Source organism: Flavobacterium sasangense DSM 21067, from assembly GCF_000686885.1.
GTDB classification, from domain to species: domain Bacteria; phylum Bacteroidota; class Bacteroidia; order Flavobacteriales; family Flavobacteriaceae; genus Flavobacterium; species Flavobacterium sasangense.
Genome location: NZ_JMLU01000003.1, coordinates 45,584 through 68,123 on the forward strand (window position 1 = coordinate 45,584; position 22,540 = coordinate 68,123).

A 22,540-nucleotide genomic window follows, 5' to 3' on the forward strand; every position below is an offset into this window, starting at 1 on the left:
ATTAGTTTTCTCAAAACACACAGAATATGCATATCGAACAAAGTATTTTAAACAAAGTAAACGAGTGGTTAACTCCAACATTTGATGAAGCAACTCGAAACGCTATCGAAGAGATGATGACTTCAGCTCCAAAAGAGTTAGAAGAAAGTTTCTATAAAAATTTAGAGTTTGGAACGGGTGGAATGCGCGGTGTTATGGGCGTTGGAACCAATCGTATCAACAAATATACATTAGGTAAAAACACACAAGGTTTATCAGATTATTTACATAAATCGTTTCCAAACGAACAATTAAAAGTAGCGATTGCTTACGATTGTCGCCATAATAGCAACACTTTAGCTAAAGTAGTGGCTGATGTTTTTTCGGCAAACGGAATTAAAGTGTATTTGTTTTCAGATATGCGTCCAACTCCTGAATTATCATTTGCAGTTCGTTATTTGAATTGCCATGCGGGAATTGTTTTAACTGCTTCTCACAATCCGCCAGAATACAACGGATACAAAGTATATTGGCAAGATGGTGGGCAATTAGTTCCACCTCAAGATGCTGAAATTATCAAAGTAATTGAAGATTTAAAATACAGCGACATCAAATTTGAAGCGAACAACAATTTAATTGAATATATAGATACTGAAGTTGACGAAGCTTTCGCAAAATCAACCGTTGAAAATGCAAGTTTCAATACTCCAACTGAAGCTAAAGCGAATTTAAAAATCGTTTATACTTCTTTACACGGAACTTCGATTAAAGCCATTCCAAATGTATTAGCAAAAGCTGGCTATACCGATGTAAATATTGTTCCTGAACAAGCGGAACCTAATGGTGATTTCCCAACCGTAGTTTCTCCAAATCCAGAAGAACCAGAAGCGTTGTCAATGGCAATTGCTTTGGCAGAAAAAATTGGTGCAGATATGGTCGTAGGAACCGATCCAGATTCTGACCGTTTAGGAGTTGCGGTTCGTGATTTAGATGGAAACATCAAATTATTAAACGGAAACCAAACGATGGTTATCATGACCGCTTTCTTATTAGAACAATGGAAACGCGCTGATAAATTCCAAGGAAATGAATTCATTGGTTCGACTATCGTTTCTACTCCAATGATGTTAGAATTAGCAGCCGCTTACGATGTAGAATGCAAAGTGGGATTAACAGGTTTCAAATGGATTGCAAAATTCATTAAAGATTTCCCAAATCAGAAATTTATTGGAGGTGGTGAAGAAAGTTTTGGTTTTATGGTCGGTGATGCCGTTCGTGATAAAGATGCGGTTGCCGCTATTTTATTGGTAAGTGAAATTGCAGCCCAAGCTAAAGCTTCAGGAAGTTCGTTATATCAAGAATTATTGAATTTATATATTGATTTTGGTTTCTACAAAGAACATTTAATTTCGATTACCAAAAAAGGAATTGAAGGGGCAAACGAAATCAAACAAATGATGATTGATTTACGCGAAAATCCACTAAAAGAAATCAACGGACAACGTGTAATTTGCATCGAAGACTATCAAGCTTCTAATGGAAAAGACTTCATGAATAATGAAGAATTTGAGATTCATATTCCAAAATCAAACGTATTAATTTACTATCTAGAAGACGGTAGTAAAATTTGCGCTAGACCAAGCGGAACCGAACCAAAAATTAAATTCTATTTCAGCGTAAATGGAGTTTTAGACGCGATTGAACACGCTGAATCAGTAGAAAAAGAATTAGATAACAAAATTGCAGGAATTATTTCGGCAATGAAATTAAACTAAATGGACGAAAATTTAAAGAAAATAATTCCGTTTGCACTAAAGTACAAAAAGGATGTGATAATGAATATTATTTATAATATTCTATATGCTCTTTTTAGCACCTTATCTTTTATAGCATTAATTCCAATGTTAGATGTTTTGTTCAAAGACGCTGAAAAAATAGTTGAAGAACCAAAACTAACTTCTATATGGGAAATTACAAGTTACGGAAATGATTATTTATATTTTTACATAACAAAACTCACAAACGAAAGTGGCGCACAATATGCACTTTTATTGGTAGTTTCCATTATTATTTCAACTTTCTTATTAAAAAACATTTTTAATTATTTAGCTCTAAACCATTTGATGTTACTAAAAAATGGTGTTTTAAAAGACTTAAGAAACAAAATGTTTGACAAAATCATCAGCTTACCTATTTCATATTATTCAGAAAAAAGAAAAGGTGATATGATGGCGAGAATGTTGGGAGACGTTAATGAAGTAAGAAATTCGTTTTTTAATATCCTGGAACTAGTCATTAAAGAACCCATGACGATTGTATTTACAATTGGTGCCATGATTGTAATTAGCTTTAAATTGACTTTATTCGTATTTATTTTTATACCTATTTCTGGTTTTATCATTTCTAAAATTGGAAAAAGTTTAAAAGCAAAATCTAAAAAAGCACAAGATGAAAATGGTTATTTGATTTCGGTTGTAGAAGAAACTCTTGGAGGATTAAAAGTAGTTAAAAGTTATAATGCAGAAGGCTCTTTTACCAATAAATTCAATAGTTCTATTCAAAGATTATATCGATTAACAAACAGTATTGGAAGAAAAAATAACCTTTCTTCACCTATGAGTGAATTTATGGGAATTGTTGTGATTGCAATTTTACTTTGGTACGGAGGAAATATGGTTTTAGTAGAAACTTTTGCCGATGGTTCTCCCCTACTTGAAGGTTCCAAATTTATTGCTTACATGGGATTAGCCTACAATATTCTAACTCCAGCAAAAGCAATTTCTAAAGCATCCTACCAAGTAAAAACAGGTTTGGCAGCAGCAGAGAGAGTTTTTTCACTACTTGAACAAGAAAATACAATTGTAAACAAACCTGATGCAGTAGTAAAAACTTCTTTTGAAAATTCAATCACAATTGAAAACATCAACTTTAAATATGAAGAAGAAAATGTTCTCAAAAACTTCTCGTTAGAAGTTCCAAAAGGAAAAACAGTCGCTTTAGTGGGACAATCAGGTTCTGGAAAAAGTACGATTGCGAATTTATTGACTCGTTTTTATGATGTACAAGAAGGTAGTGTAAAAATTGACGGTATCGACATTAAAGATATGACGTTAGAATCGTTACGCCATTTAATGGGATTGGTTACTCAGGATTCGATTTTGTTTAATGAAACGATAAAAAACAATATTCTATTAGGGAAACAAGATGCAACAGATGAAGAAATCATTGCAGCTTTAAAAATAGCTAATGCTTACGAATTCGTAAAAGATTTGCCTAACGGAATTGAAACCAACATTGGTGATGCTGGAGGAAAACTTTCAGGTGGACAAAAACAACGTTTATCGATTGCGAGAGCGGTTTTGAAAAATCCACCAATTATGATTTTAGATGAAGCAACTTCAGCTTTAGATACCGAAAGTGAAAAATTCGTTCAAGTGGCATTAGAAAACATGATGCAAAACCGAACATCAATTGTAATTGCCCACCGATTATCAACAATTCAAAAAGCGGATAAAATTGTTGTAATGCAGAAAGGTGAAATCGTAGAGCAAGGAACACATGACGAATTATTAGCTTTAAACGGAACGTATTCGAAGTTAGTGATGATGCAGAGTTTCGAGTAGTTTGGCACGCGGATGAAACGGATTCGCTAGAGCGAAACGCTGATTTAAACTGATTTTTTTCATTGTGCAACTTTGTGCTTATCTTAGTATAACTTAGTATAACTTTGTGTAACGATTTTGAACTTGAAATTGAACTTGAAAAATGTATGTAAACCATCCAAATATCACTTTACCAGATGACAATGATACCATTGTTTGGAAATATTTGGACTTGTCTAAGTTTTTAGACATGCTGTTGTCGCAACAGTTGTTTATGTCGCGTTCGGATAAGTTTGAAGACCAATACGAAGGCACCTTTTCAGAACCTACTTTTGAAGAAATAAAAAAAATTGCAGCTAACAATCCGAAGTTTTTGGATTATTATAAATCACATCGTGAAAAAGTAGTGATTAGTAGTTGGCACATTAATGAATACGAATCGTTTGCGATGTGGCAGATTTTCACTCAAAATACAGAAGGTTTAGCGATTCAAACTACCATTGGCAGACTTAAAGAAGCCTTACAACCTGAAAGACAAACCGAACAATATATTGGTGCCGTAAATTACATCGATTATAAAAAAGAGTTTATTCCGTTTGAAGATACATTTTTCCCGTTTTTGTTTAAACGAAAAAGTTTTCAATACGAAAGAGAAATTCGCATTATTTCAGACGTTTCGGCTAATGGAATGAAAATCGATAATGGTTTAAAAGTTGATGTGAACTTAAATCAACTTATAGAAAAAATCTACATTCATCCTAAAAGTGAAAACTGGTACAAGAAGTTGGTAATTGAATTGGTTTCTAAATTAGGCTTTGATTTTGAAATTGAAAAATCGGATTTAGAAAGTGATATTTTGATTTAGAGTTGGAACGCGGATGAAATGGATGCTTTGCAACGCGGATTGAAGCGGATTTTCTTTTTTTTATTTTAATGTCGTCCCTACGGGACTTTTATTCGTTTGGAAGATTTTTTTTTACCGAAGTATCGTTCCTAATGGAACTAATAAAATGATGTTGCAATAATGATAATATAATTCTAAAAAATGCCGTTAGGCATGGAATATTGGTAACACATGAATATCTAACTACTACAAAAATCCCGTAGGGATGACATATTTTACTATTACTTTATAAAATATTGAAAAGTAAAAAAGTAAACTCATCTTTAAAAATAACTAAGAGTAAAAGCGAGATTAGAGTAGAAATCAAAAAGGACTTAGTAAATCCATTTTTTGAATTTCCTTTAAAAAAAAGAAACTTTACAAGTACACCTATCACAAAAATATAAATTAAAAGATTTGTGATAATCATTAAGGAATATCCAAAACTCAAAATATTTCCTAAACCGTCTTGACCTTCTGCTAAAGATAAATTACAAAACAAAATAAAAAAGGAAAGAAAAATAAGTTTGATTCTCATCAAGTATTCAAAAATTACTTCGGATTATACATTTCCACTTTCCACTCGTCTGCTAACAAGTTTACGAAATGATAATGCACTTTATCTTTTTTATCAAAAGCCCCATTTTTATTGATATCTTCGATACATCTGAAGTATAATCTATTTTGTGCTTCGATGATATTCCAATCGATTAATTCTTGAAATTCTTCAGAAAGTTTAGTAAACTTATTGCCACTAATTGTACTCAAATAAAGAGACTTGATATCGTTTTGATCCACTTTACCATCTTTATTGGTATCACTATCTACTAAAGTATACACCATTATTTGTTTTTTAGTTTTGGCAGCAATGGTGTTTAAGTATGTAGCGGTTTGAATTTGAATTTTCTTATCTGTTAGTGGTTTTACCGAAGTAGAATCGATATGCTGAAAATTCAAATTATCAAAAAATCCAGTAATTTCAAATCGGTTATAATTGGAAATGGCATAACTCACTTGATTGGTTTTACTACTTCCATACACTTTACTATCCGTATCATAAACACGAACATCTCCAACTGGATGAATCAGAAATTGAGTTCCTTCCATTAGAATAGGCAAATCGGCTACTTTTATTGAACCGCTATCTTTTACCACAACTTCTGCTTTAGCTTTACCTTCTTCGTAAATTACTTTTGGAGTTGTTTCTTCTTTTTTACAACTTAACAAAGTCGTAAATAAAACTATTGAAAAAAGGATACGTTTCATTCTGAAAATTTTATAGTCAAATATACTAAAAAAACTATGGATTACAATCGAGCTACTAGTTTGATATTGAAAACACGAGTCGTCATATAATTTGGAATACCGTATTGCGATTTGGTATATACATCTCGAACCCAAGTATTCGTAATTGAATTTTGGTTGTTAAACAAATTGAAAATCTCTAAACCTAACGAAAACTCATTAAACGGTTTTAACCACATTTTACTTGATTGAATTCCTGCATCTTTGAATACGTAAGAAAACCCGACATCGGCTCTGCGATAATCATTCAATCTCAATTGGTAAGCATATGGGTCAGCGTATGAAGGCGAACCGCCTGGTAAACCCGTATTGTAAACTAAATTTAGATATAATTTTAAGTTAGGGATATTTGGCATATAATCTTGAAACAACATTCCAAATTTCAATCTTTGATCAGTAGGACGAGCGATAAAACCTCTACCATCTTGATTTTCTTCTGTTTTTAAATATCCGAAACTAAACCAAGATTCCGTTCCTGGAACAAACTCACCGTTTAAACGCGCATCGAATCCGTAAGCGTAAGCTTCTGCATTATTGTTAGCTCTATAGCGAATACGAACGTTATCAATCGTATAGGTATTTACATCCGTAATATTTTTATAATAAGCTTCCGAAACTAATTTAAATGGTCGCGACCACATTTTAAAACTGTAATCATTACTCAAAACCAAATGTATTGATTGTTGGGCTTTTACATTGGTTTGCACTACTCCATTATAATCTCGGAGTTCTCTGTAAAATGGTGGTTGGTGATACAAACCTCCCGATAATCGGAACATCATATCTTTATTCCAGTCAGGTTTAAAGGCAAATTGAGCTCTTGGTGAAAACGTTATTTGAACGTCGCCATCAGGTCTTCCATCAGCAGTTACTTGCCATTCATGTGCACGAACACCTGTGTTTAACCAATAATCATGGCTACCTATTTTCCCTCTGTAATTCCATTGCAGATAACCCGAAAGACGATTAATTTTGGTATAATTTGTGGCTCTAATATTTTGATAAGGCGCCAATGGTCCAACATACGGATTATAAGGTTGATTGTTGACATAATCTAAAATAGGATTTGGCAAAGAAAAACCAGCAGAATCAATAACTTCCCACTCTACTAAACGGTCTCTAATATCTTCTCTTGTATATTTAGCTCCCCATTCAACTTGCGATTTTTCGTTTAATTCATGAAATCCTTTTACTTCGGCATTTACAATTAAAGCATCTAAATCGTTACGAGCATGATTTAATTGCGAACCAATTCCGCGAGAAAAAACAACGTCTCCAAACGTTTCTGAACCAATATTAGAATCCACTTCACCCAAACGGTATTCGGCTAAAATATCATAATATTCTTGCTCTTGTGTATGGTAAGCAGAAGCAATAAATTTCAACTTATTTTTATCATTGTATTGATACACCGCTTTTCCTGCGCCAAAAAAAGTAAGGTATTTATCCTTTTCTTGTCCTTCATAAAACACTAATAAAGCAATTGGTTCATCGATAGTACCAAAGTTGGTTTGTCGTGTTAAAGGCTGATAATTGTATCTATTTTGTGAAATGTTACCTAAAAAACTAAAATTCCATTTAGTTGAAGCGTTGAAATTCAACAATGATTGTACATCAAAAAATGTAGGTCTAAAATTGGTTTGTGTTTCCTGACTGTTCACTAAAAGGCTATTATCACGATAACGAATTCCGGTAATATTACTCCATTTTTGATTTTTAGAAACGCCTTCTGCTGTTAAACTTCCACCTAACAAACTGGCTTCCAAACTAGCTCCAAAACGCTTTGGATTGCGATACGTAATATCTAAAACCGATGATAATTTATCGCCATATTTTGATTGAAATCCACCCGCTGAAAAGTCTACATTTTGAACCATATCGGTATTCGTAAAACTCAACCCTTCTTGCTGACCTGAACGAATTAAAAAAGGACGATAAACTTCAATTTCATTTACATAAACTAAGTTTTCATCGTAATTTCCTCCACGAACTGCGTAAGAAGTACTCAATTCGTTATTAGAATAAACACCTGGTAATGTTTTGATTATATTTTCAATTCCGGGATTTGCTCCAGGAATTTTACGAATTACTACAGGATCAATTGTAGTAACACCTTCAATACGTTTTTTACTACTTCCAACAACAAAAACTTCACCGAACTCTTCTACTTTTGAATTCATTCTGGGATTTAATTCGAAGTCTTCATTGGACTTCAAGGTTAAAACCACTACATATTTTTTTAAAGAAACATGCGAAAAAGTTATGGTAACTTTTTTATTCGCTTCAATTTCTAAGATATAAAATCCGTTTTCATTAGTTACGGTACCTTGGTCTTTATCTTCGACTTTTACCGTTACATTTTCAACTGGGTTATTGAATTCGTCTAAAATAACTCCTTTAACTCGTGCCTTTTGTGCCGAAACAGTCAGGGAAAATAAAGCAACAAAGAATACAAAAAATATATTTTTCAAAAGAATGTGTTTTAATTATCTAAAAAAGTAAGATTCAAAGGTAGTAGAATTTTGTAAATTATCCGTCACAACAATCTTTAAATCGTTTCTACCTGGAACGCAAATATTATCATCTAAATTGTGCACTAACTTTTTTGTTTTGTAATCGTATTCAAGCAAAATCCATTTTCCATTCAAATAACCATTGTAGGTATCAATATCAGAATGCAAGTCAGTAACTGAGACACTGATTGTTTTTTGCTCTTTAAGCGTTTTACCTTCAACAAAATTTACATTATAAATTCTGGGCGGCGTTACATCTTGAGCCAATTTAAATTTACCCAATGATTTTGTTTTGATTGTAAATGAATTTCCTTTTCGATACGTTTTATTGTATTCTAATTTATATCCATCTAGTGTTGCTATATATGTTTTTGCTAATTGTTCTTCTGTAAGACCTTGAACGTCATTAAAAGTAATCGTAATATTTTTATGAACTGGAACACTATCGTCATGTAAAGTTAAAACATCTCCATTTACATCAAAATTCAGGTAAAAATTATTGTAAAATGCATTTTCAGGAATTTGGACCGAAACATTGTTTTTTTCAAAAATAGATTCACTTTTAGCTTTAACAAAATACGGCGTTTTTTGAATCGTATTTTTTATAGCGGCTTGCGAATTTGCAAATTCAATTGGAATTACCAATTCTACTTTATTACCATGAAAATCATAAATCTCTACTCGATAAGTATAATTGGCTCCTGGTTGTACTTTTATAGTGCCATCTTTTTTATTTCCAGAAACAATCGAAAGCGGATAATCAGATAATTGAAATAATTTTTGAATGCGTTGTCCCATCAAATGAAAACGCTCATAATCAATAAAATTGTTAATATAGCGCGATTCATCAAAAGCAAAACCATCAAAACCATATTGGTATTGCAACACTCCGTTTAAGTATGCTTTTACTTTGTACAATCCATTTTTATTATAAGCATTGGTACAAAAATCAAAAGCATTGATTCCAAAGGCTACTTTTCCATTAGCTTTTACTTTTACCCCTAAATAAGAACCATCGGCTTGTTTAGAAAATGAAATATTTATTGGTTTTTGAGAATTATTCACTACCGTAGAATCTAACGGATAAGCAACGACACCTTGAATTACAGGTTTTCTATCATCGTTAATTATTTTTTTTAAACCAAAATGCATTGGATTTAAAATTTCTTCCGATTTAGTGTTTCGGAATTCAAAATGCAAATGAGGTGCTCCACTTCCACCAGTATTTCCACTAAAAGCAATGACATCTCCTTTTTTAACAGGTAATTCTGTTGGGTACAAATACATTTCTACTTCATACGATTGCTCTTTATATTGTCTTGATTTGATATAACTTTCAATGGCTCCATTGGCTTTTTGCAAATGACCATAAACAGAAGTATAACCATTAGAATGTGTGATATAAATAGCTTTTCCATATCCAAAAGTTGAAATTTTAATACGAGAAACATAGCCATCACCAGCGGCATACACAGGCAATCCTTCTATTCCTTTAGTTTTAAAATCTAAACCAGAATGAAAATGATTACTTCGTAATTCTCCAAAAGAACCCGAAACATCGAGCGGGATATCTAAAGGCGATTGAAAATAATCTTGAGGATAATCTTGACTAAAAATAAAAAAAGGGGCGAATAAAATGGCTAATACGAACTTCATAGTGCTTGTGTTTAGTGCTAAAATACTAAAATAATTTTATATAAAGTAAACAAAAACCATACCTCTAATAAATTATTAATTATCAGATAGTTATAAATAATAAAAAATTATTCACAAAATTTAATAAAAAGTATTGCTATTTTTGAATACTAATGCTAACTTTGTGAAATATTGAAATGAATTCTATCATTAATGAATGGATTATCTGAATTAATTGATTCTCTCGAAGTTAAATTTTTTAAGCTCAATCAGAAATTGTTGCAGCTTGAAAAGAAAAACCAAGAGTTGCAAGACGAATTGTTGCTTTCTAAGAAAAATCAACAACAGCAATTTGGTGAAATTGAAGACCTGAAGAAGCAATTAGATACTCTAAAAATGGTAAACTCATTACTAGGCAGTGAAGAAAATAAACGAGAAACAAAACTCAAAATAAATTCATTAATCAGAGAAATCGATTATTGTATAGCCCAACTTTCAGATTAGAAAGCTCATGAGTGAAAAGCTGAAAATTAAAATATCAATAGCAGACCGTGTGTATCCATTAACTGTGGAGCCATCACAAGAAGAAGGGCTAAGAAGTGCTTCAAAAAAAATAGATGCTATGATTAAACAGTTTGAACAAAGCTATGCCGTAAGAGACAAACAAGATGTTTTAGCCATGTGTGCCTTGCAATTTGCAGCACAAGTGGAGCAAAAACAAATTAGTAAATCTCAAGATGATGAAACTTCTTTAACCAGATTGCAAAATTTGGATAAAAAATTGAGTGAGTTACTCTCAAAATAAATACGTTCTTACATAAACAAACAAAGATACTGCCTACATTAGTATATATTTGATAAACTCAACACTAACAATTTAAACGAGTGAATCTTTGCAACTATAACAGGCCCTTAAGTGGGAAGTTTGAACTGCAGGTTAGCTCAAATCTTGTATAACAGAGTTTATACAAACATCTAATGTAGGCTTTTTTTATATAATTTTTTAACACACATATGGACATACTAAGTATAATAATTGGAATTGTTGTTGGTCTTGCAGGAGGTTTTGGAATCGCTAAATTTTTAGAAAAAAGCAATGTTTCTAACCTAATTAAAAATGCAAAAAAAGAAGCAGCTTCGATTTTAAAAGACGCTAAAACAGAAGCTGAAGCAGCAAAAAAAGATAAAATTCTACAAGCTAAAGAGAAGTTTTTAGAATTAAAAGCAGAACACGAACAAGTAATTTTAGCTCGCGACAAAAAAATGGCCGAAGCTGAAAAAAGAACGCGTGATAAAGAATCTCAAGTTTCAAATGAATTAGCAAAAGCTAAAAAAATTAATGATGAAGTTGAAGCTAAAATTGCAGATTACAATAATAAAATCGAATATTTAGACAAGAAACAACAAGAAATTGATAAACTTCACAGAAGTCAAGTAGAGCAACTAGAAGCTATTTCTGGTTTATCTGCTGAAGATGCTAAAAATCAATTGGTAGAAAGCTTAAAAGCGGAAGCCAAAACAAACGCTATGTCATTCATCCAAGATACTGTGGAAGAAGCAAAAATGACAGCGCAACAAGAAGCGAAAAAAATCATCATCAACACTATTCAACGTGTAGGAACTGAAGAAGCAGTTGAAAACTGTGTATCGGTATTTAACATTGAATCGGATGATGTAAAAGGTAGAATCATTGGTCGTGAAGGTCGTAACATTAGAGCTTTAGAAGCTGCAACAGGAGTTGAAATCATTGTTGACGATACCCCAGAAGCTATCATCTTATCTTGTTTTGACCCAGTAAGAAGAGAAATCGCTCGTTTAGCATTACACAAATTAGTAACTGACGGACGTATTCACCCAGCTCGTATTGAAGAAGTGGTTGCTAAAACAGCAAAACAAATCGACGAAGAAATCATCGAAACTGGAAAACGTACCGTAATTGATTTAGGAATCCACGGATTACACCCTGAATTAATTAAAGTGGTGGGTAGAATGAAATACCGTTCTTCTTACGGACAAAACTTATTACAACACTCAAGAGAAGTAGCTAAGTTGTGTGGTATCATGGCAGCTGAATTAGGATTAAACGTTAAATTAGCTAAAAGAGCTGGTTTATTACACGATATTGGAAAAGTGCCAGATACAGAAAGTGAATTACCTCACGCAATCTTAGGTATGCAATGGGCTGAGAAATATGGTGAAAAAGAAGAAGTGTGCAACGCTATTGGAGCTCACCACGACGAAATTGAAATGAAGTCTTTAATTTCTCCAATTATCCAAGTTTGTGATGCTATTTCTGGAGCACGTCCAGGAGCAAGAAGACAAGTACTAGATTCTTACATCCAACGTTTGAAAGACTTAGAAGATATCGCTTTCGGATTCAACGGAGTGAAAAACGCTTATGCAATTCAAGCTGGTAGAGAATTACGTGTAATTGTAGAAAGTGAAAAAGTATCTGACGATGCAGCGGTAAATTTATCATTTGATATTTCTCAAAAAATCCAAACTGAAATGACATACCCTGGTCAAGTGAAAATCACGGTTATTCGTGAAACTAGAGCAGTGAATATTGCTAAATAGGCATTAGGCATTAGGCATTAGGCAAAAGTAAAAAATCGTATTAACTTAATTAATACGATTTTTTTGTGCTCAATTTTGTCATTCCGTTAGGAATCTCTTTAGTGAGTGATTATTGTTGTTTGTTTTAAACATATAAGTTTAATCTTTAACTAAATTCCGATTCGAAGTTCATAAAAGAGATGCTTTAAGCATGACAAACGTTGAGGAAAACTTAGCGACTTAGCGTCTTTGCGAGCAATACTCAAAAAAAGTAAAACGTCTCTATGTAGCTCTCTCAACAAAAAGTATTACAAAAAAACTCTGTGTAGCTCTGTGTAAAAAAGTGTGTAAGTTTAAAGCTGAACTAAAATTAATATCAAACTATTAAAAGAAAACATCACTTGTTCAAGAGATGCTTTCAGCATGACAAACGTTGAAGAAAACTTAGTGACTTAGAGTCTTTGCGAGCAATACTCAAAAAAAGTAAAACGTCTCTGTGTAGCTCTCTCAACAAAAAGTATTTTAAAAAAACTCGGTGTAGCTCTGTGCAAAAAAGTGTGTAAGTTTAAAGCTGAACTAAAATTAATATCAAACTATTAAAAGAAAACATCACTTGTTCAAGAGATGCTTTCAGCATGACAAACGTTGAGGAAAACTTAGCGACTTAGCGTCTTTGCAAGCAATACTCAAAAAAAGTAAAACATCTCTGTGTAGCTCTTATTCGACTCAAAGTATTTCAAAAAAACTCCGTGTAGCTCTGTGTAAAAACAAACCCTACTTCCTCGGATGATAATTATTTAAAACTTCCGACAAGAACTTTCTATCCAAATGCACATATACTTCGGTAGTAGTAATTGATTCGTGACCGAGCATTAATTGTATGGAGCGTAAATCGGCACCATTTTCTAAAAGATGCGTTGCGAATGAATGTCGGAATGTGTGAGGACTTATTGTTTTATTTAAATTGATTTTTACGGCTAAATCTTTAATAATCGTAAAAACCATGGCGCGGGTTAATTGCCTCCCTCTCCTATTTAGAAAAAGTGTGTCTTCATGTCCTTTTTGAACTGGAAAATGCACTCGTATTAAGTTTACATAAGAAGTAATATATTTAATTGTAGAGCCTCCTACAGGCACAAATCGTTGTTTATTTCCTTTTCCAGTGATTTTGATAAAACCTTCTTCAAAAAATAAGTCGGAAATCTTTAAACCAACCAACTCCGAAACACGCAAACCACAACTGTATAAGGTTTCTAACATGGCTCTATTGCGTTCGCCTTCGGGTGTGGATAAATCGATTGCTGAAATTAGCGCATCAATTTCATCCGTAGCTAAAGTATCGGGTAATTTTCGACCGGTTTTAGGAACTTCTATTAATTCTAGTGGTGTATCTTTTCGATAATCTTCAAAAACTAAATAATTAAAAAAGCTTTTTAGTCCCGAAATTATACGCGACTGGCTTCGTGCATTTACTTTACTTGAAATTTCGTAAATGAATTGCTGAATAGTTTCTTCAGAAATTTGAATGGGAGAAACCTGTATTTCATGTTGATGTAAGAACAACACTAATTTTTCAATATCAAAAGTATAATTTTCAATGGTGTTTTTAGAAAGACCACGCTCTAATCGCAAATAATTTTGATATTCTTTAATATACGATTGCCAATTGCTCATTAAAACTTTTTAATTTATTCTTTTTGTATGAAAGTAATGAATGCACTCTCATTTTTCTTAAAAGAAGTAAACAATTCAAAGGTTCTATTTGAATCATGTAAAATGATTTTCGCTGTATTAGGTGCTAAATCACCCTCATTAATAGCCAGAATTTTAAATTCATTTGTTGTCGCTAAATCAAGATTTAAAGTAATAATCTTTTTATCATGTTTCACTTTGTAATTTTCAAGAATTAATTTATTATTGTGATATAAATTAATAATATCACCATCTTCTCTACCTGAGTCAAAAATTTCAATTTTTACCGATTTGGATTCCCAAAAAACATTTAGATTTTGATTTTTAGAAAGTTTATTAATTTTTAGACTATCTAAAAGTGCAATTGGATTATTTTGTTCTTTTACTTTTTTATCAATCTTGTTTGATTTTTGTATTTTTTTATTAACCTTTTCTGCTAGATTATAAATTTTATTACTACCAACTAATGCTAATGTACCATCTATACACTTTTGTTTGTTTTTGTATAGACCCTTGAAAGCTCCCTCAATTTTACTTGTATTATTAACTAATTTTACTTTGCCAGAGAAATTAACAAAACAAAATGAACTTTGAGAAAACTTTGATTTCGTATATAAAATATCTTTTTCTTGAAATACCAACAACTTAGACTTTCTATCATATGTCCCTGAAATTGTATTTTTAGTTTCATGAACACCATCTAAATCAGTTACAGAATAACCATTGATAACTCCGTTTTTTTCTTCAAAAACTAATCTGTAAGTAATTAAAGTTTTATCGTTACCATTTAATTTAACTGCTCCAAGAAACTCATATTTATTTTGAGAAAGCAAAAAGTATGGAAACAATAAAAAAATTAAGGTAGATTTAATAAGAAATTTCATTTTTATAATTTGATTTTTATATTTTTGTACAAATCTAAACATTTTTAATTATGAAAATTAAATTATTTTTAATGGCATTAATGCTAACTTTTGGTGCGTTAACAGTTTCTTATGCATCATTCCCTGTTCAAAGAACAACAAATAACAATGTAACCGTTGTTGAAAACAATGAAGAATTAACTTCACCTGCAGCAGCTGGAGAAGGAAAAAGTCAAGTAACGGCTTTAATCTTAGTTGCGTTAATTGGTGGATTAGGAATTCACAGATTCTACTTAGGTTATACTTGGCAAGGTATTGTTCAATTACTTACTCTTGGAGGGTGTGGTGTTTGGGCATTAATTGATTTAATTAGAATCATTACAGGTGACTTACAACCAAAAGACGGTTCATACGCAAAAACTCTATAATCTTTTCTGATGCACTATATTCGTAAATTTATCTTTTATACCATTCACATTGTAACAATTTTAACTCCTTTTGTTTTATGGTTTCTACCTTCAGATTTTTTTGACAAAGGAGAAAGTGTATGTTTATCAGTAAGACTAGCTGGAATAGAATGCTATGCCTGTGGTTTAACAAAAGCTACTTTACATTTTGTTCATTTTGAATTTGAAAAAGCTTGGGAATTTAACAAACTATCCTTTATTGTTGTTCCAATGCTATTTCCTATGTGGATAAAATCTATTTACGATATACAAGGCAAAAGGATGCCTGGAGTCATTGGAAGATTAATGTATGCAAAAGGAGCTTAAAGCTCCTTTTTTTATAGGTCTAATTTAAAGAATTACTGAAGATACATTTTTCATAACTTTATTTTTTAAACTCATTATGAAATAAAAAGTATTATTATTTAATCAAAACTAGGTTTTTATAAATTAAACAATCTCTTAAAACAATACCAATTTTTCAATATCAAAAGTATAATTTTCAATGGTGTTTTTAGAAAGACCACGCTCTAAACGAAGATAATTTTGATATTCTTTAATATACGATTGCCAAGTACTCATATATCAAATGTAGGCAAATTACAGCAATAAAAAAATCCCGCCGAAGCGGGATTTCTTTTTATTGTAGTAATTACAAATTAGAATTTGTAAACTAAACCAAAATTGATTGAAGCGAAATCTAATCCTAATTGGAATTTGTTTTTAGCCTCAGCACCAGATACATCTTCTTTAGATGATGAATAACCTAAGATTCCAACTGAAGTTTCTAAAGCAAAATTATCAGAAACGAAATAGTTAAAACCTGGAGCTAAATTGATAGAAAATGTATTAACATCTTCCCCTGAACCAAATGGAGCTAATTCTCCCATGAAATAAATGTACTCAGTACTAGTTGTAGCATAATTAACATTTAATTCTGCAAATGGTGCAAATTTAGAAGTTTTCAGGTAATATCTACCAAAAGCTCCAAATGAAGTTGTTTTGTTTTCAGCAGCTGTATCACCATCAACGTCAACTTTACCACTTCCAAAACCTAATCCTAATCCTAATGCAATGTTTTCAGTTACGAAGTAACCTACTTTAGGAGCAACTGTAAATTCATTTACTTTTACATCGTCTTGTTTTTCAGAACTAAATCCAACAGTTCCTGACATAAAAATACTTCCTTTAGAAAATCCACCGTTTCCTTTTTCTTCTTCTTGTGCGTTAGCAAAACCGAAAGCCAATAATGCTACAGCAGATAATAAAACTTTTTTCATGTTTAGTTTAAATTTAAAGTTAATAGGGCAAATTTATAGCATTTTTCTATACAAAATAGCAAAAATTGTTATGTTATTAACAATTTTATTAACAAGTAAAACAAAAATCACTCATATTCAGATACTTAAAAAAAATAAAAACTAAAAAATTAAAGTTTTTTTAATAAAAAATAAAGACAAAAAAAATGTAAAAAAAATTTAAACAACTGTAAATCAATTAGTTTCAAAAATCGTTAAAAACTGCATTTCATCGATAAAAACAATTAAAAGCGCCCATAAGCGTTCCTAATAAAACATTTTAATATGAAGAGAACAATTGCAACATTGATTTTACTAGTTCTAGGAACTGGTTTATCTCAGGCTCAAATGCTAAAATTTGGGGTAAAAGGTGGTGTTAATTTTGCCAACTACACGGGAGGAGAAATATCAGGTGTAGATTTTAAAACCATTACCAGTTATCATGCTGGATTAGTTGTAGAATTAAAAGTATTTGAAAACTTTGCTATTCAACCTGAACTTTTATATTCTACCCAAGGTTCCGAATTGGAAAGATTTGGTGAACAAGTTAAAAATGAATTGGGTTATCTTTCTTTACCTGTTTTGGCTAAGTTTTATTTGACTACTAATAAACTAAGTTTAGAGTTAGGTCCACAAGCTTCTGTATTAGTAAGTGAACGAAATGAAGTAGATGCCAACGACAGCAATTCGTTCGATTTTGGTTTAGCAGGCGGATTAAGCTACAAGATTACAGATGGCTTATTTGTTTCAGGTCGTTACGTAGCTGGATTAACCGAAGCTAAAAAAGATGCTGATGTGAAAAATTCGGTAATCCAATTTTCTATAGGTTATATGTTTTAACACTAAAAGTTATAATATTTTGCTAAAACCATTCTCAAAAAGAATGGTTTTTTTACTTTTACAAAAACAATTCTCATGAAGATTATCATTATAAATGGTCCAAACCTTAACCTATTAGGCAAAAGAGAACCCGAAGTTTATGGCAATGAAACTTTTGAATCGTACTTTGAAAAACTTCAACTTCAATTTCCAACTATCGCATTAGAATACTTTCAAAGTAATATTGAAGGTGAAATTATTTCGAAAATTCAAGAAGTGGGTTTTACTCATGATGGTATTGTTTTAAATGCTGGAGCTTATACGCATACTTCTATAGGAATTGGAGATGCTGTTAAAGCTGTTACAACTCCTGTTATCGAAGTTCATATTTCCAATACGTTTTCTAGAGAGTCTTTCCGTCATCAATCGTATATTTCAGCAAATGCTAAAGGAGTTATTATTGGCTTTGGATTGCAGAGTTATGAATTGGCGTTGAGAGCTTTTGAGTAGCGTTTCACTTTTTTGTTACACAGAGATACACCGAGGTTTTTATAAACTTTGTATCGAATGAGAGAAATTGAGAGCGTTGCACTTGGCTTTTTACACCGAGATACACAGAGGTAAATGAGATTCACGGAGGACTGTATATACTTTGTGTTGAATGTGAGATTGAGAGACGTTGCACTTGGCTTTTTACACCGAGATGCACAGAGGTAAATGAGATTCACGGAGGACTGTATATACTTTGTGTTGAGTTTGAAAGATGAAGAAGGCGTTGCACTTAGTTGTTGCACAGAGATGCACAGAGTTAAATGAGATTCACAGAGGGTTTTTATTTACTTTGTGTTGAATGTGAGAAATTGAGAGCGTTACATTAATTTAAATAAAGAATATTTATAAAGTAAAAATATGGAAGTTGATAAGTTAACAGAACAAGTAATTGGTTTAGCTATTGAAGTTCATCGACATTTGGGTCCTGGATTACTAGAATCTGCTTATCAAGAATGTTTATACTATGAATTAAAAAATGCTAATTTAAAAGTTGAAAGAGAGAAAAAACTTCCAATAGAATACAAAGAAATCAAATTAGATCACGGTTATAAAATTGATTTATTGATAGAAGATCAATTGGTTCTTGAATTAAAAACAGTTGAGACTTTTACCGATGTTCACAAAGCTCAAATATTAACTTATATGAGATTAGGGAATTATAAAACAGGATTATTAATTAATTTCAACACTAAACTATTATCTAAAGGAATTAAACGATTTGCAATGTGAAAATAAAAAGTCTCAGCTAAACTCTATAAAGACAAGGAAAATAAAAAAAACTCTGTGTAAAAACAAGTGAAAAACGCCTCGGTGTAGCTCTATAAAGACAAAGAAAATCAAAAAAAGCTCTGTGCAACTCTGTGTAAAAAACAAGTGAAACGCCTCGGTGTAGCTCTATAAAGACAAAGAAAATCAAAAAAAGCTCTGTGCAACTCTGTGTAAAAAACAAGTGAAACGCCTCGGTGTAGCTCTATAAAGACAAAGAAAATTAAAAAAAGCTCTGTGTAGCTCTGTGTAATAAAAACAAACAACATGAAACAACAAATTACCCTGCTCCTATTATTCTTAACTTTTATCTCCTTCGCTCAAATAAAAGGAACCGTCAAAGATAAAGATGGAAATCCACTTCCTTTTGTAAATATTTATATTGAGAATACTTATATAGGTACCACTTCTAATGAATTAGGAAAATATGAACTGAATACCACAGAGCAAAAGAATATCCATTTGATATTTCAGTATTTGGGATTTAAAACTCAAAAGCATGTCTTAAACATTACGAGCTTTCCTTATGAGTTTGATGTTACTTTATATGAAGAAGATTTTCAATTGAAGGAGGTTGTTGTAATGAATGGCGAAAATCCTGCTAATGATATCATTCGAAATGCCATTAAATCTAAAAAGAAAAACGCTGCTAAAACGGATAAATTTGAAGCTGATTTTTATTCTCGAGGAATTTTTAAAGCCAAAGATATTCCTAAAAAATTCATGGGTGTTGAAATTGGTGATTTAGAAGGCAATTTAGATTCTACCCGAAGTGGTATTATTTACCAATCAGAAACGGTTTCTAAAATTAAGTTTCAAAAACCTGATGATTTGAAAGAAGAAATCATAGCTTCTAAAATTGCTGGAGACGATAACGGTTTTAGCTACAACACAGCATTAAATACCAATTATGATTTTTATGAAAACTATGTTGATTTCGGCATTAACATGGTCTCTCCTATTGCTGATAATGCTTTCAATTATTATAAATACAAATTAGAAAGTACTTTTTATGATGATAAAAACCAGTTAATCAATAAAATACTAGTCACTCCTAAGCGTGATAAAGAGCCCGTTTTTGAAGGATACATTTATATTGTTGAAGACAGTTGGGCTATTTACGGAATTAATCTAGATATCAAAGGTTATCGCATGCAACAGCCAATTTTAGAAACTATGAAACTGACACAAAATTTCAGTTATAATAGTGAGAATAAGATTTGGGCTAAAAACATACAATCATTAGATTTTAATGCTGGAATTTTCGGAATGAAGTTTACAGGTAAGTTTACTCATGTTTTCACGAATTATAACTTTAAAGACGCTTTTGAAAAGAAAACTTTTGGGAAAGAAATTGTCACCTTTGCTGAGAATGCCAATAAAAAGGAAGTTACTTTTTGGGAAGAAAACCGTCCGGTTCCTTTAACTGAAGAAGAAACGAAGAATTATGTTAAAAAAGATAGTATTCAAACAATTAGAAAATCGCAAGTTTATTTAGATTCTATTGATGCTAAAAGTAATAAGTTTAAACTATTAAAAATTATTACAGGTTATAATTATAAAAACACATACAAAAAATGGAATTTTAATTATCAAGGACTTACCAATATAGGTTCGTTGAGTTTTAACACGGTACAAGGTTATAATTTGGATAGCGGTTTTTCTTTTAGAAAGTGGAATGAAGAAACAGGAAAAGTAACCTCTATTTCATCAACTTTTAATTATGGTTTTGCTGAAGATAGACTTCGTGTGAACGGTCGTTTTTATCACCGATTTAATAATAGAAATAATGCTTACATCAGTTTAACTGGCGGAAGCGCAATTAGTCAGTTTAATCCAAATGAGCCGATTAGCAATATATTAAACTCGGTAGCTACTTTATTCTTTAAGAACAACTACATGAAATTGTATAATAAAGAATTTGCCGAAATTAATTATGGACAAGAAGTTACCAATGGCCTTTTTGTTAATGGAAAAGTGTTGTACGAAAACCGTCATGCGTTATTCAATAATACCAATCATACTTTTATTAAAAATGATGATTTGTACTTTTCAAATGATCCGTTGCAACCTTATAATTACACTTCGGTTCCGTTTGAGCAACATCATATTATGAAAGCGAGTTTAGGAACGCGCATTCGTTTTGGTCAAAAATACATTTCGCGTCCTGATGGAAAGATTAACATCCAAAACGATGATTATCCGGTAATAAGTCTTTACTATGAAAAAGCGTTTGGAGCTTCAAATAGCAACTATCATTATGATTTTGTTACTGCTACAATTGATTACAACAAAACGATAGGAAATAAGGGTGATTTTGGCTTACGCTTTAAAGCGGGTAAATTCTTTAATGCCGATAATATTTCGTTTGTAGATTATAAACACTTTAACGGCAATCAAACACATGTGAACTTATTGAATAATTCTTTGAATGCATTTAACTTGTTACCTTATTATAGTCATTCTACAAATGATGCGTATTTGGAAACGCATATTGAACATAACTTTAAAGGCTACATTATGAATAAGATTCCATTATTAAACAAATTGCAATGGAATTTAATTGGCGGTTTTCACCAATTGAACATCCCGAATATGAAACCGTATCAAGAGTTTACTGTTGGTTTTGATAACATTGGTTGGGGTAAATTTAGATTCTTGCGTGTTGATTATGTGAGAAGTTACCAAAATGGTTATCAAGGTGATGGTGTGATGTTTGGGGTGAAGTTTTAAATCTTAAAGTTCCTTAATTAGAGGAAGTTGAATTGAATATTTATTATATTTGTATTCTGTAATTCTAATTTATTATGACAACATCAGCAATCAAACACGTAAATTCCAAACTCAAAAATTTACCTGATGCTTTGGTAGAAGAAGTGGAAAAATACATTGATTTTCTTGCATTTAAGTACTCCCAAGAAAGTCAAGATGTGCCTCAGTGGCACAAAGATGTTGTATTACAACGTATTGAAAATCAAGAACCTCCTGTTGATGCTTTTAAAATGATAGAAGAATTAGAAGGCTAACCATGATTAAGTACCAAATAGTTGCTGACCCAAGAGTTGCCAATGATTTGAAAGAAGCTCGTGATTTCTTAAATTCAAGAAGAAAAGGATTGGGAAGTAAATTTTTAAAAGAATACAAAGTGCTTTTAAAAACCTTACAAAGTAATCCAGATTTCCAAGTAAGATATAAGAACATCCATTGTTTACCACTGAAAACATTCAAGTATATGGTTCATTTTACTATTGATATCCCTAGCAAAACAGTTCACTTATACGCTGTACTTTCAACTCACCAAAATCCTAATAAACATTGGTTGTAAATTATTAAAGACATTTCTAAACGAAATGTCTTTTTTTATTGGTGTACTTTCCACTTTACTTTAATTAGATACTTCTTGTTTTAAATTTAATTTTATCCTTTGAGTATACTACAACAAATTATAATTGTGGTAATTAAAATTACGTTTCTACAGTTCTCGATACATTTTACCTTTATAAATCTGAGGCTTTATAAAGGTAAAACACTTGAAGTGACGACGGTAGAATTACTTTTTGTAAAACATTAGAAATGTAGTGTTATTCCTTTTAAGTTATGCTTAACGCTACTTAAAGCTTTTATTTTATATT

Annotated in this window: 20 protein-coding genes and 1 pseudogene; 14 read left to right on the plus strand and 7 right to left on the minus strand. The window is 31.5% G+C overall.

The features are described from left to right. Positions 1-26 precede the first annotated feature (26 nt). The 3 genes from BP92_RS0103445 to BP92_RS0103455 all read left to right on the plus strand — a co-directional run bounded on the left by BP92_RS0103445 (position 27) and on the right by BP92_RS0103455 (position 4,446). Positions 27-1,754 (plus strand): phospho-sugar mutase, encoded by a 1,728-nt coding sequence (locus BP92_RS0103445; RefSeq protein ID WP_026724765.1) that lies wholly within the window; start codon positions 27-29, stop codon positions 1,752-1,754. Further along, the gene (locus BP92_RS0103450) at positions 1,755-3,602 is read left to right on the plus strand and encodes an ABC transporter ATP-binding protein (protein WP_026724766.1); all 1,848 of its coding nucleotides are present in this window, start codon (positions 1,755-1,757) and stop codon (positions 3,600-3,602) included. A 142-nt stretch (positions 3,603-3,744) separates the two neighbouring features. Further along, positions 3,745-4,446 (plus strand): DUF2971 domain-containing protein, encoded by a 702-nt coding sequence (locus BP92_RS0103455; RefSeq protein WP_026724767.1) that lies wholly within the window; start codon positions 3,745-3,747, stop codon positions 4,444-4,446. Between the two features lie 570 nt (positions 4,447-5,016). Here the strand turns inward: BP92_RS0103455 and BP92_RS0103465 are convergent. The 3 genes from BP92_RS0103465 to BP92_RS0103475 are packed head-to-tail and all read right to left on the minus strand — an operon-like array spanning position 5,017 to position 9,938. Continuing rightward, positions 5,017-5,730: a hypothetical protein gene (locus BP92_RS0103465; protein ID WP_026724769.1), complete on the minus strand. Its 714-nt coding sequence runs from the start codon at positions 5,728-5,730 to the stop codon at positions 5,017-5,019. A gap of 41 nt (positions 5,731-5,771) precedes the next feature. Continuing rightward, positions 5,772-8,240, minus strand: coding sequence for a TonB-dependent receptor (locus BP92_RS0103470; RefSeq protein ID WP_051604375.1), 2,469 nt, complete (start codon positions 8,238-8,240; stop codon positions 5,772-5,774). A gap of 15 nt (positions 8,241-8,255) precedes the next feature. Then, positions 8,256-9,938, minus strand: a complete 1,683-nt coding sequence (locus BP92_RS0103475) for a M23 family metallopeptidase (RefSeq protein WP_026724771.1) — start codon at positions 9,936-9,938, stop codon at positions 8,256-8,258. A gap of 192 nt (positions 9,939-10,130) precedes the next feature. On the opposite strand from BP92_RS0103475, the gene BP92_RS0103480 reads away from it, so the two are divergent. The 3 genes from BP92_RS0103480 to rny all read left to right on the plus strand — a co-directional run bounded on the left by BP92_RS0103480 (position 10,131) and on the right by rny (position 12,494). Continuing rightward, positions 10,131-10,421, plus strand: a complete 291-nt coding sequence (locus BP92_RS0103480) for a hypothetical protein (protein ID WP_026724772.1) — start codon at positions 10,131-10,133, stop codon at positions 10,419-10,421. A gap of 7 nt (positions 10,422-10,428) precedes the next feature. After that, positions 10,429-10,722: a cell division protein ZapA gene (locus tag BP92_RS0103485; RefSeq protein ID WP_026724773.1), complete on the plus strand. Its 294-nt coding sequence runs from the start codon at positions 10,429-10,431 to the stop codon at positions 10,720-10,722. A gap of 209 nt (positions 10,723-10,931) precedes the next feature. Beyond that, positions 10,932-12,494 carry a ribonuclease Y gene (gene rny, locus BP92_RS0103490; RefSeq protein ID WP_026724774.1) on the plus strand — a complete coding sequence of 521 codons (1,563 nt, stop codon included), beginning with the start codon at positions 10,932-10,934 and terminating at the stop codon, positions 12,492-12,494. A 753-nt stretch (positions 12,495-13,247) separates the two neighbouring features. Here rny and xerD read toward each other — a convergent pair. Both xerD and BP92_RS15730 read right to left on the minus strand, forming a co-directional pair. Further along, positions 13,248-14,147 carry a site-specific tyrosine recombinase XerD gene (xerD, locus tag BP92_RS0103495; RefSeq protein ID WP_026724775.1) on the minus strand — a complete coding sequence of 300 codons (900 nt, stop codon included), beginning with the start codon at positions 14,145-14,147 and terminating at the stop codon, positions 13,248-13,250. Between the two features lie 14 nt (positions 14,148-14,161). After that, a complete protein-coding gene (locus tag BP92_RS15730) occupies positions 14,162-15,091 on the minus strand; it encodes a hypothetical protein (RefSeq protein ID WP_150111862.1) in 930 nt (309 codons plus the stop codon). Positions 15,092-15,099: 8 nt separating this feature from the next. Between BP92_RS15730 and BP92_RS0103505 the strand changes: the two genes are divergently transcribed. Continuing rightward, positions 15,100-15,456, plus strand: coding sequence for a TM2 domain-containing protein (locus BP92_RS0103505; protein ID WP_026724776.1), 357 nt, complete (start codon positions 15,100-15,102; stop codon positions 15,454-15,456). Positions 15,457-15,465: 9 nt separating this feature from the next. After that, positions 15,466-15,801 (plus strand): DUF2752 domain-containing protein, encoded by a 336-nt coding sequence (locus tag BP92_RS0103510; RefSeq protein WP_026724777.1) that lies wholly within the window; start codon positions 15,466-15,468, stop codon positions 15,799-15,801. 138 nt (positions 15,802-15,939) lie between these two features. On the opposite strand, the pseudogene BP92_RS16880 reads toward BP92_RS0103510, so the two are convergent. Together BP92_RS16880 and BP92_RS0103520 are read right to left on the minus strand one after the other, a co-directional pair. Next, positions 15,940-16,056: pseudogene (locus tag BP92_RS16880) on the minus strand (site-specific integrase); the annotation flags it as partial. 77 nt (positions 16,057-16,133) lie between these two features. Next, positions 16,134-16,754 (minus strand): outer membrane beta-barrel protein, encoded by a 621-nt coding sequence (locus BP92_RS0103520; RefSeq protein ID WP_026724778.1) that lies wholly within the window; start codon positions 16,752-16,754, stop codon positions 16,134-16,136. 303 nt (positions 16,755-17,057) lie between these two features. Between BP92_RS0103520 and BP92_RS0103525 the strand changes: the two genes are divergently transcribed. The 6 genes from BP92_RS0103525 (at position 17,058) to BP92_RS15735 (ending at position 22,233) form a co-directional block, all read left to right on the plus strand. Further along, the gene (locus BP92_RS0103525) at positions 17,058-17,612 is read left to right on the plus strand and encodes a porin family protein (RefSeq protein ID WP_026724779.1); all 555 of its coding nucleotides are present in this window, start codon (positions 17,058-17,060) and stop codon (positions 17,610-17,612) included. Between the two features lie 75 nt (positions 17,613-17,687). Next, positions 17,688-18,101, plus strand: a complete 414-nt coding sequence (gene aroQ / locus BP92_RS0103535; protein WP_026724780.1) for a type II 3-dehydroquinate dehydratase — start codon at positions 17,688-17,690, stop codon at positions 18,099-18,101. Positions 18,102-18,500: 399 nt separating this feature from the next. Further along, positions 18,501-18,872 carry a GxxExxY protein gene (locus BP92_RS0103540; protein WP_026724781.1) on the plus strand — a complete coding sequence of 124 codons (372 nt, stop codon included), beginning with the start codon at positions 18,501-18,503 and terminating at the stop codon, positions 18,870-18,872. Between the two features lie 303 nt (positions 18,873-19,175). Then, entirely contained in the window at positions 19,176-21,641 is a 2,466-nt protein-coding gene (locus BP92_RS0103545; protein ID WP_026724782.1) for a DUF5686 and carboxypeptidase regulatory-like domain-containing protein, read from the plus strand. A gap of 74 nt (positions 21,642-21,715) precedes the next feature. Beyond that, positions 21,716-21,934 (plus strand): DUF2281 domain-containing protein, encoded by a 219-nt coding sequence (locus BP92_RS0103550; protein WP_026724783.1) that lies wholly within the window; start codon positions 21,716-21,718, stop codon positions 21,932-21,934. Positions 21,935-21,936: 2 nt separating this feature from the next. Further along, the gene (locus BP92_RS15735) at positions 21,937-22,233 is read left to right on the plus strand and encodes a hypothetical protein (RefSeq protein WP_035692812.1); all 297 of its coding nucleotides are present in this window, start codon (positions 21,937-21,939) and stop codon (positions 22,231-22,233) included. The last annotated feature ends 307 nt before the right edge of the window (positions 22,234-22,540 follow it).

Excerpts from the sequence above, each read along its gene's own strand:
- BP92_RS0103445 (WP_026724765.1), top strand. The coding sequence starts at position 27 with ATGCATATCGAACAAAGTATTTTAAACAAAGTAAACGAGTGGTTAACT.
- BP92_RS0103450 (WP_026724766.1), top strand. The coding sequence starts at position 1,755 with ATGGACGAAAATTTAAAGAAAATAATTCCGTTTGCACTAAAGTACAAA.
- BP92_RS0103455 (WP_026724767.1), top strand. The coding sequence starts at position 3,745 with ATGTATGTAAACCATCCAAATATCACTTTACCAGATGACAATGATACC.
- BP92_RS0103465 (WP_026724769.1), bottom strand. The coding sequence starts at position 5,730 with ATGAAACGTATCCTTTTTTCAATAGTTTTATTTACGACTTTGTTAAGT.
- BP92_RS0103475 (WP_026724771.1), bottom strand. The coding sequence starts at position 9,938 with ATGAAGTTCGTATTAGCCATTTTATTCGCCCCTTTTTTTATTTTTAGT.
- BP92_RS0103480 (WP_026724772.1), top strand. The coding sequence starts at position 10,131 with ATGAATGGATTATCTGAATTAATTGATTCTCTCGAAGTTAAATTTTTT.
- BP92_RS0103485 (WP_026724773.1), top strand. The coding sequence starts at position 10,429 with ATGAGTGAAAAGCTGAAAATTAAAATATCAATAGCAGACCGTGTGTAT.
- rny (WP_026724774.1), top strand. The coding sequence starts at position 10,932 with ATGGACATACTAAGTATAATAATTGGAATTGTTGTTGGTCTTGCAGGA.
- xerD (WP_026724775.1), bottom strand. The coding sequence starts at position 14,147 with ATGAGCAATTGGCAATCGTATATTAAAGAATATCAAAATTATTTGCGA.
- BP92_RS15730 (WP_150111862.1), bottom strand. The coding sequence starts at position 15,091 with ATGTTTAGATTTGTACAAAAATATAAAAATCAAATTATAAAAATGAAA.
- BP92_RS0103505 (WP_026724776.1), top strand. The coding sequence starts at position 15,100 with ATGAAAATTAAATTATTTTTAATGGCATTAATGCTAACTTTTGGTGCG.
- BP92_RS0103510 (WP_026724777.1), top strand. The coding sequence starts at position 15,466 with ATGCACTATATTCGTAAATTTATCTTTTATACCATTCACATTGTAACA.
- BP92_RS0103520 (WP_026724778.1), bottom strand. The coding sequence starts at position 16,754 with ATGAAAAAAGTTTTATTATCTGCTGTAGCATTATTGGCTTTCGGTTTT.
- BP92_RS0103525 (WP_026724779.1), top strand. The coding sequence starts at position 17,058 with ATGAAGAGAACAATTGCAACATTGATTTTACTAGTTCTAGGAACTGGT.
- aroQ (WP_026724780.1), top strand. The coding sequence starts at position 17,688 with ATGAAGATTATCATTATAAATGGTCCAAACCTTAACCTATTAGGCAAA.
- BP92_RS0103540 (WP_026724781.1), top strand. The coding sequence starts at position 18,501 with ATGGAAGTTGATAAGTTAACAGAACAAGTAATTGGTTTAGCTATTGAA.
- BP92_RS0103545 (WP_026724782.1), top strand. The coding sequence starts at position 19,176 with ATGAAACAACAAATTACCCTGCTCCTATTATTCTTAACTTTTATCTCC.
- BP92_RS0103550 (WP_026724783.1), top strand. The coding sequence starts at position 21,716 with ATGACAACATCAGCAATCAAACACGTAAATTCCAAACTCAAAAATTTA.
- BP92_RS15735 (WP_035692812.1), top strand. The coding sequence starts at position 21,937 with ATGATTAAGTACCAAATAGTTGCTGACCCAAGAGTTGCCAATGATTTG.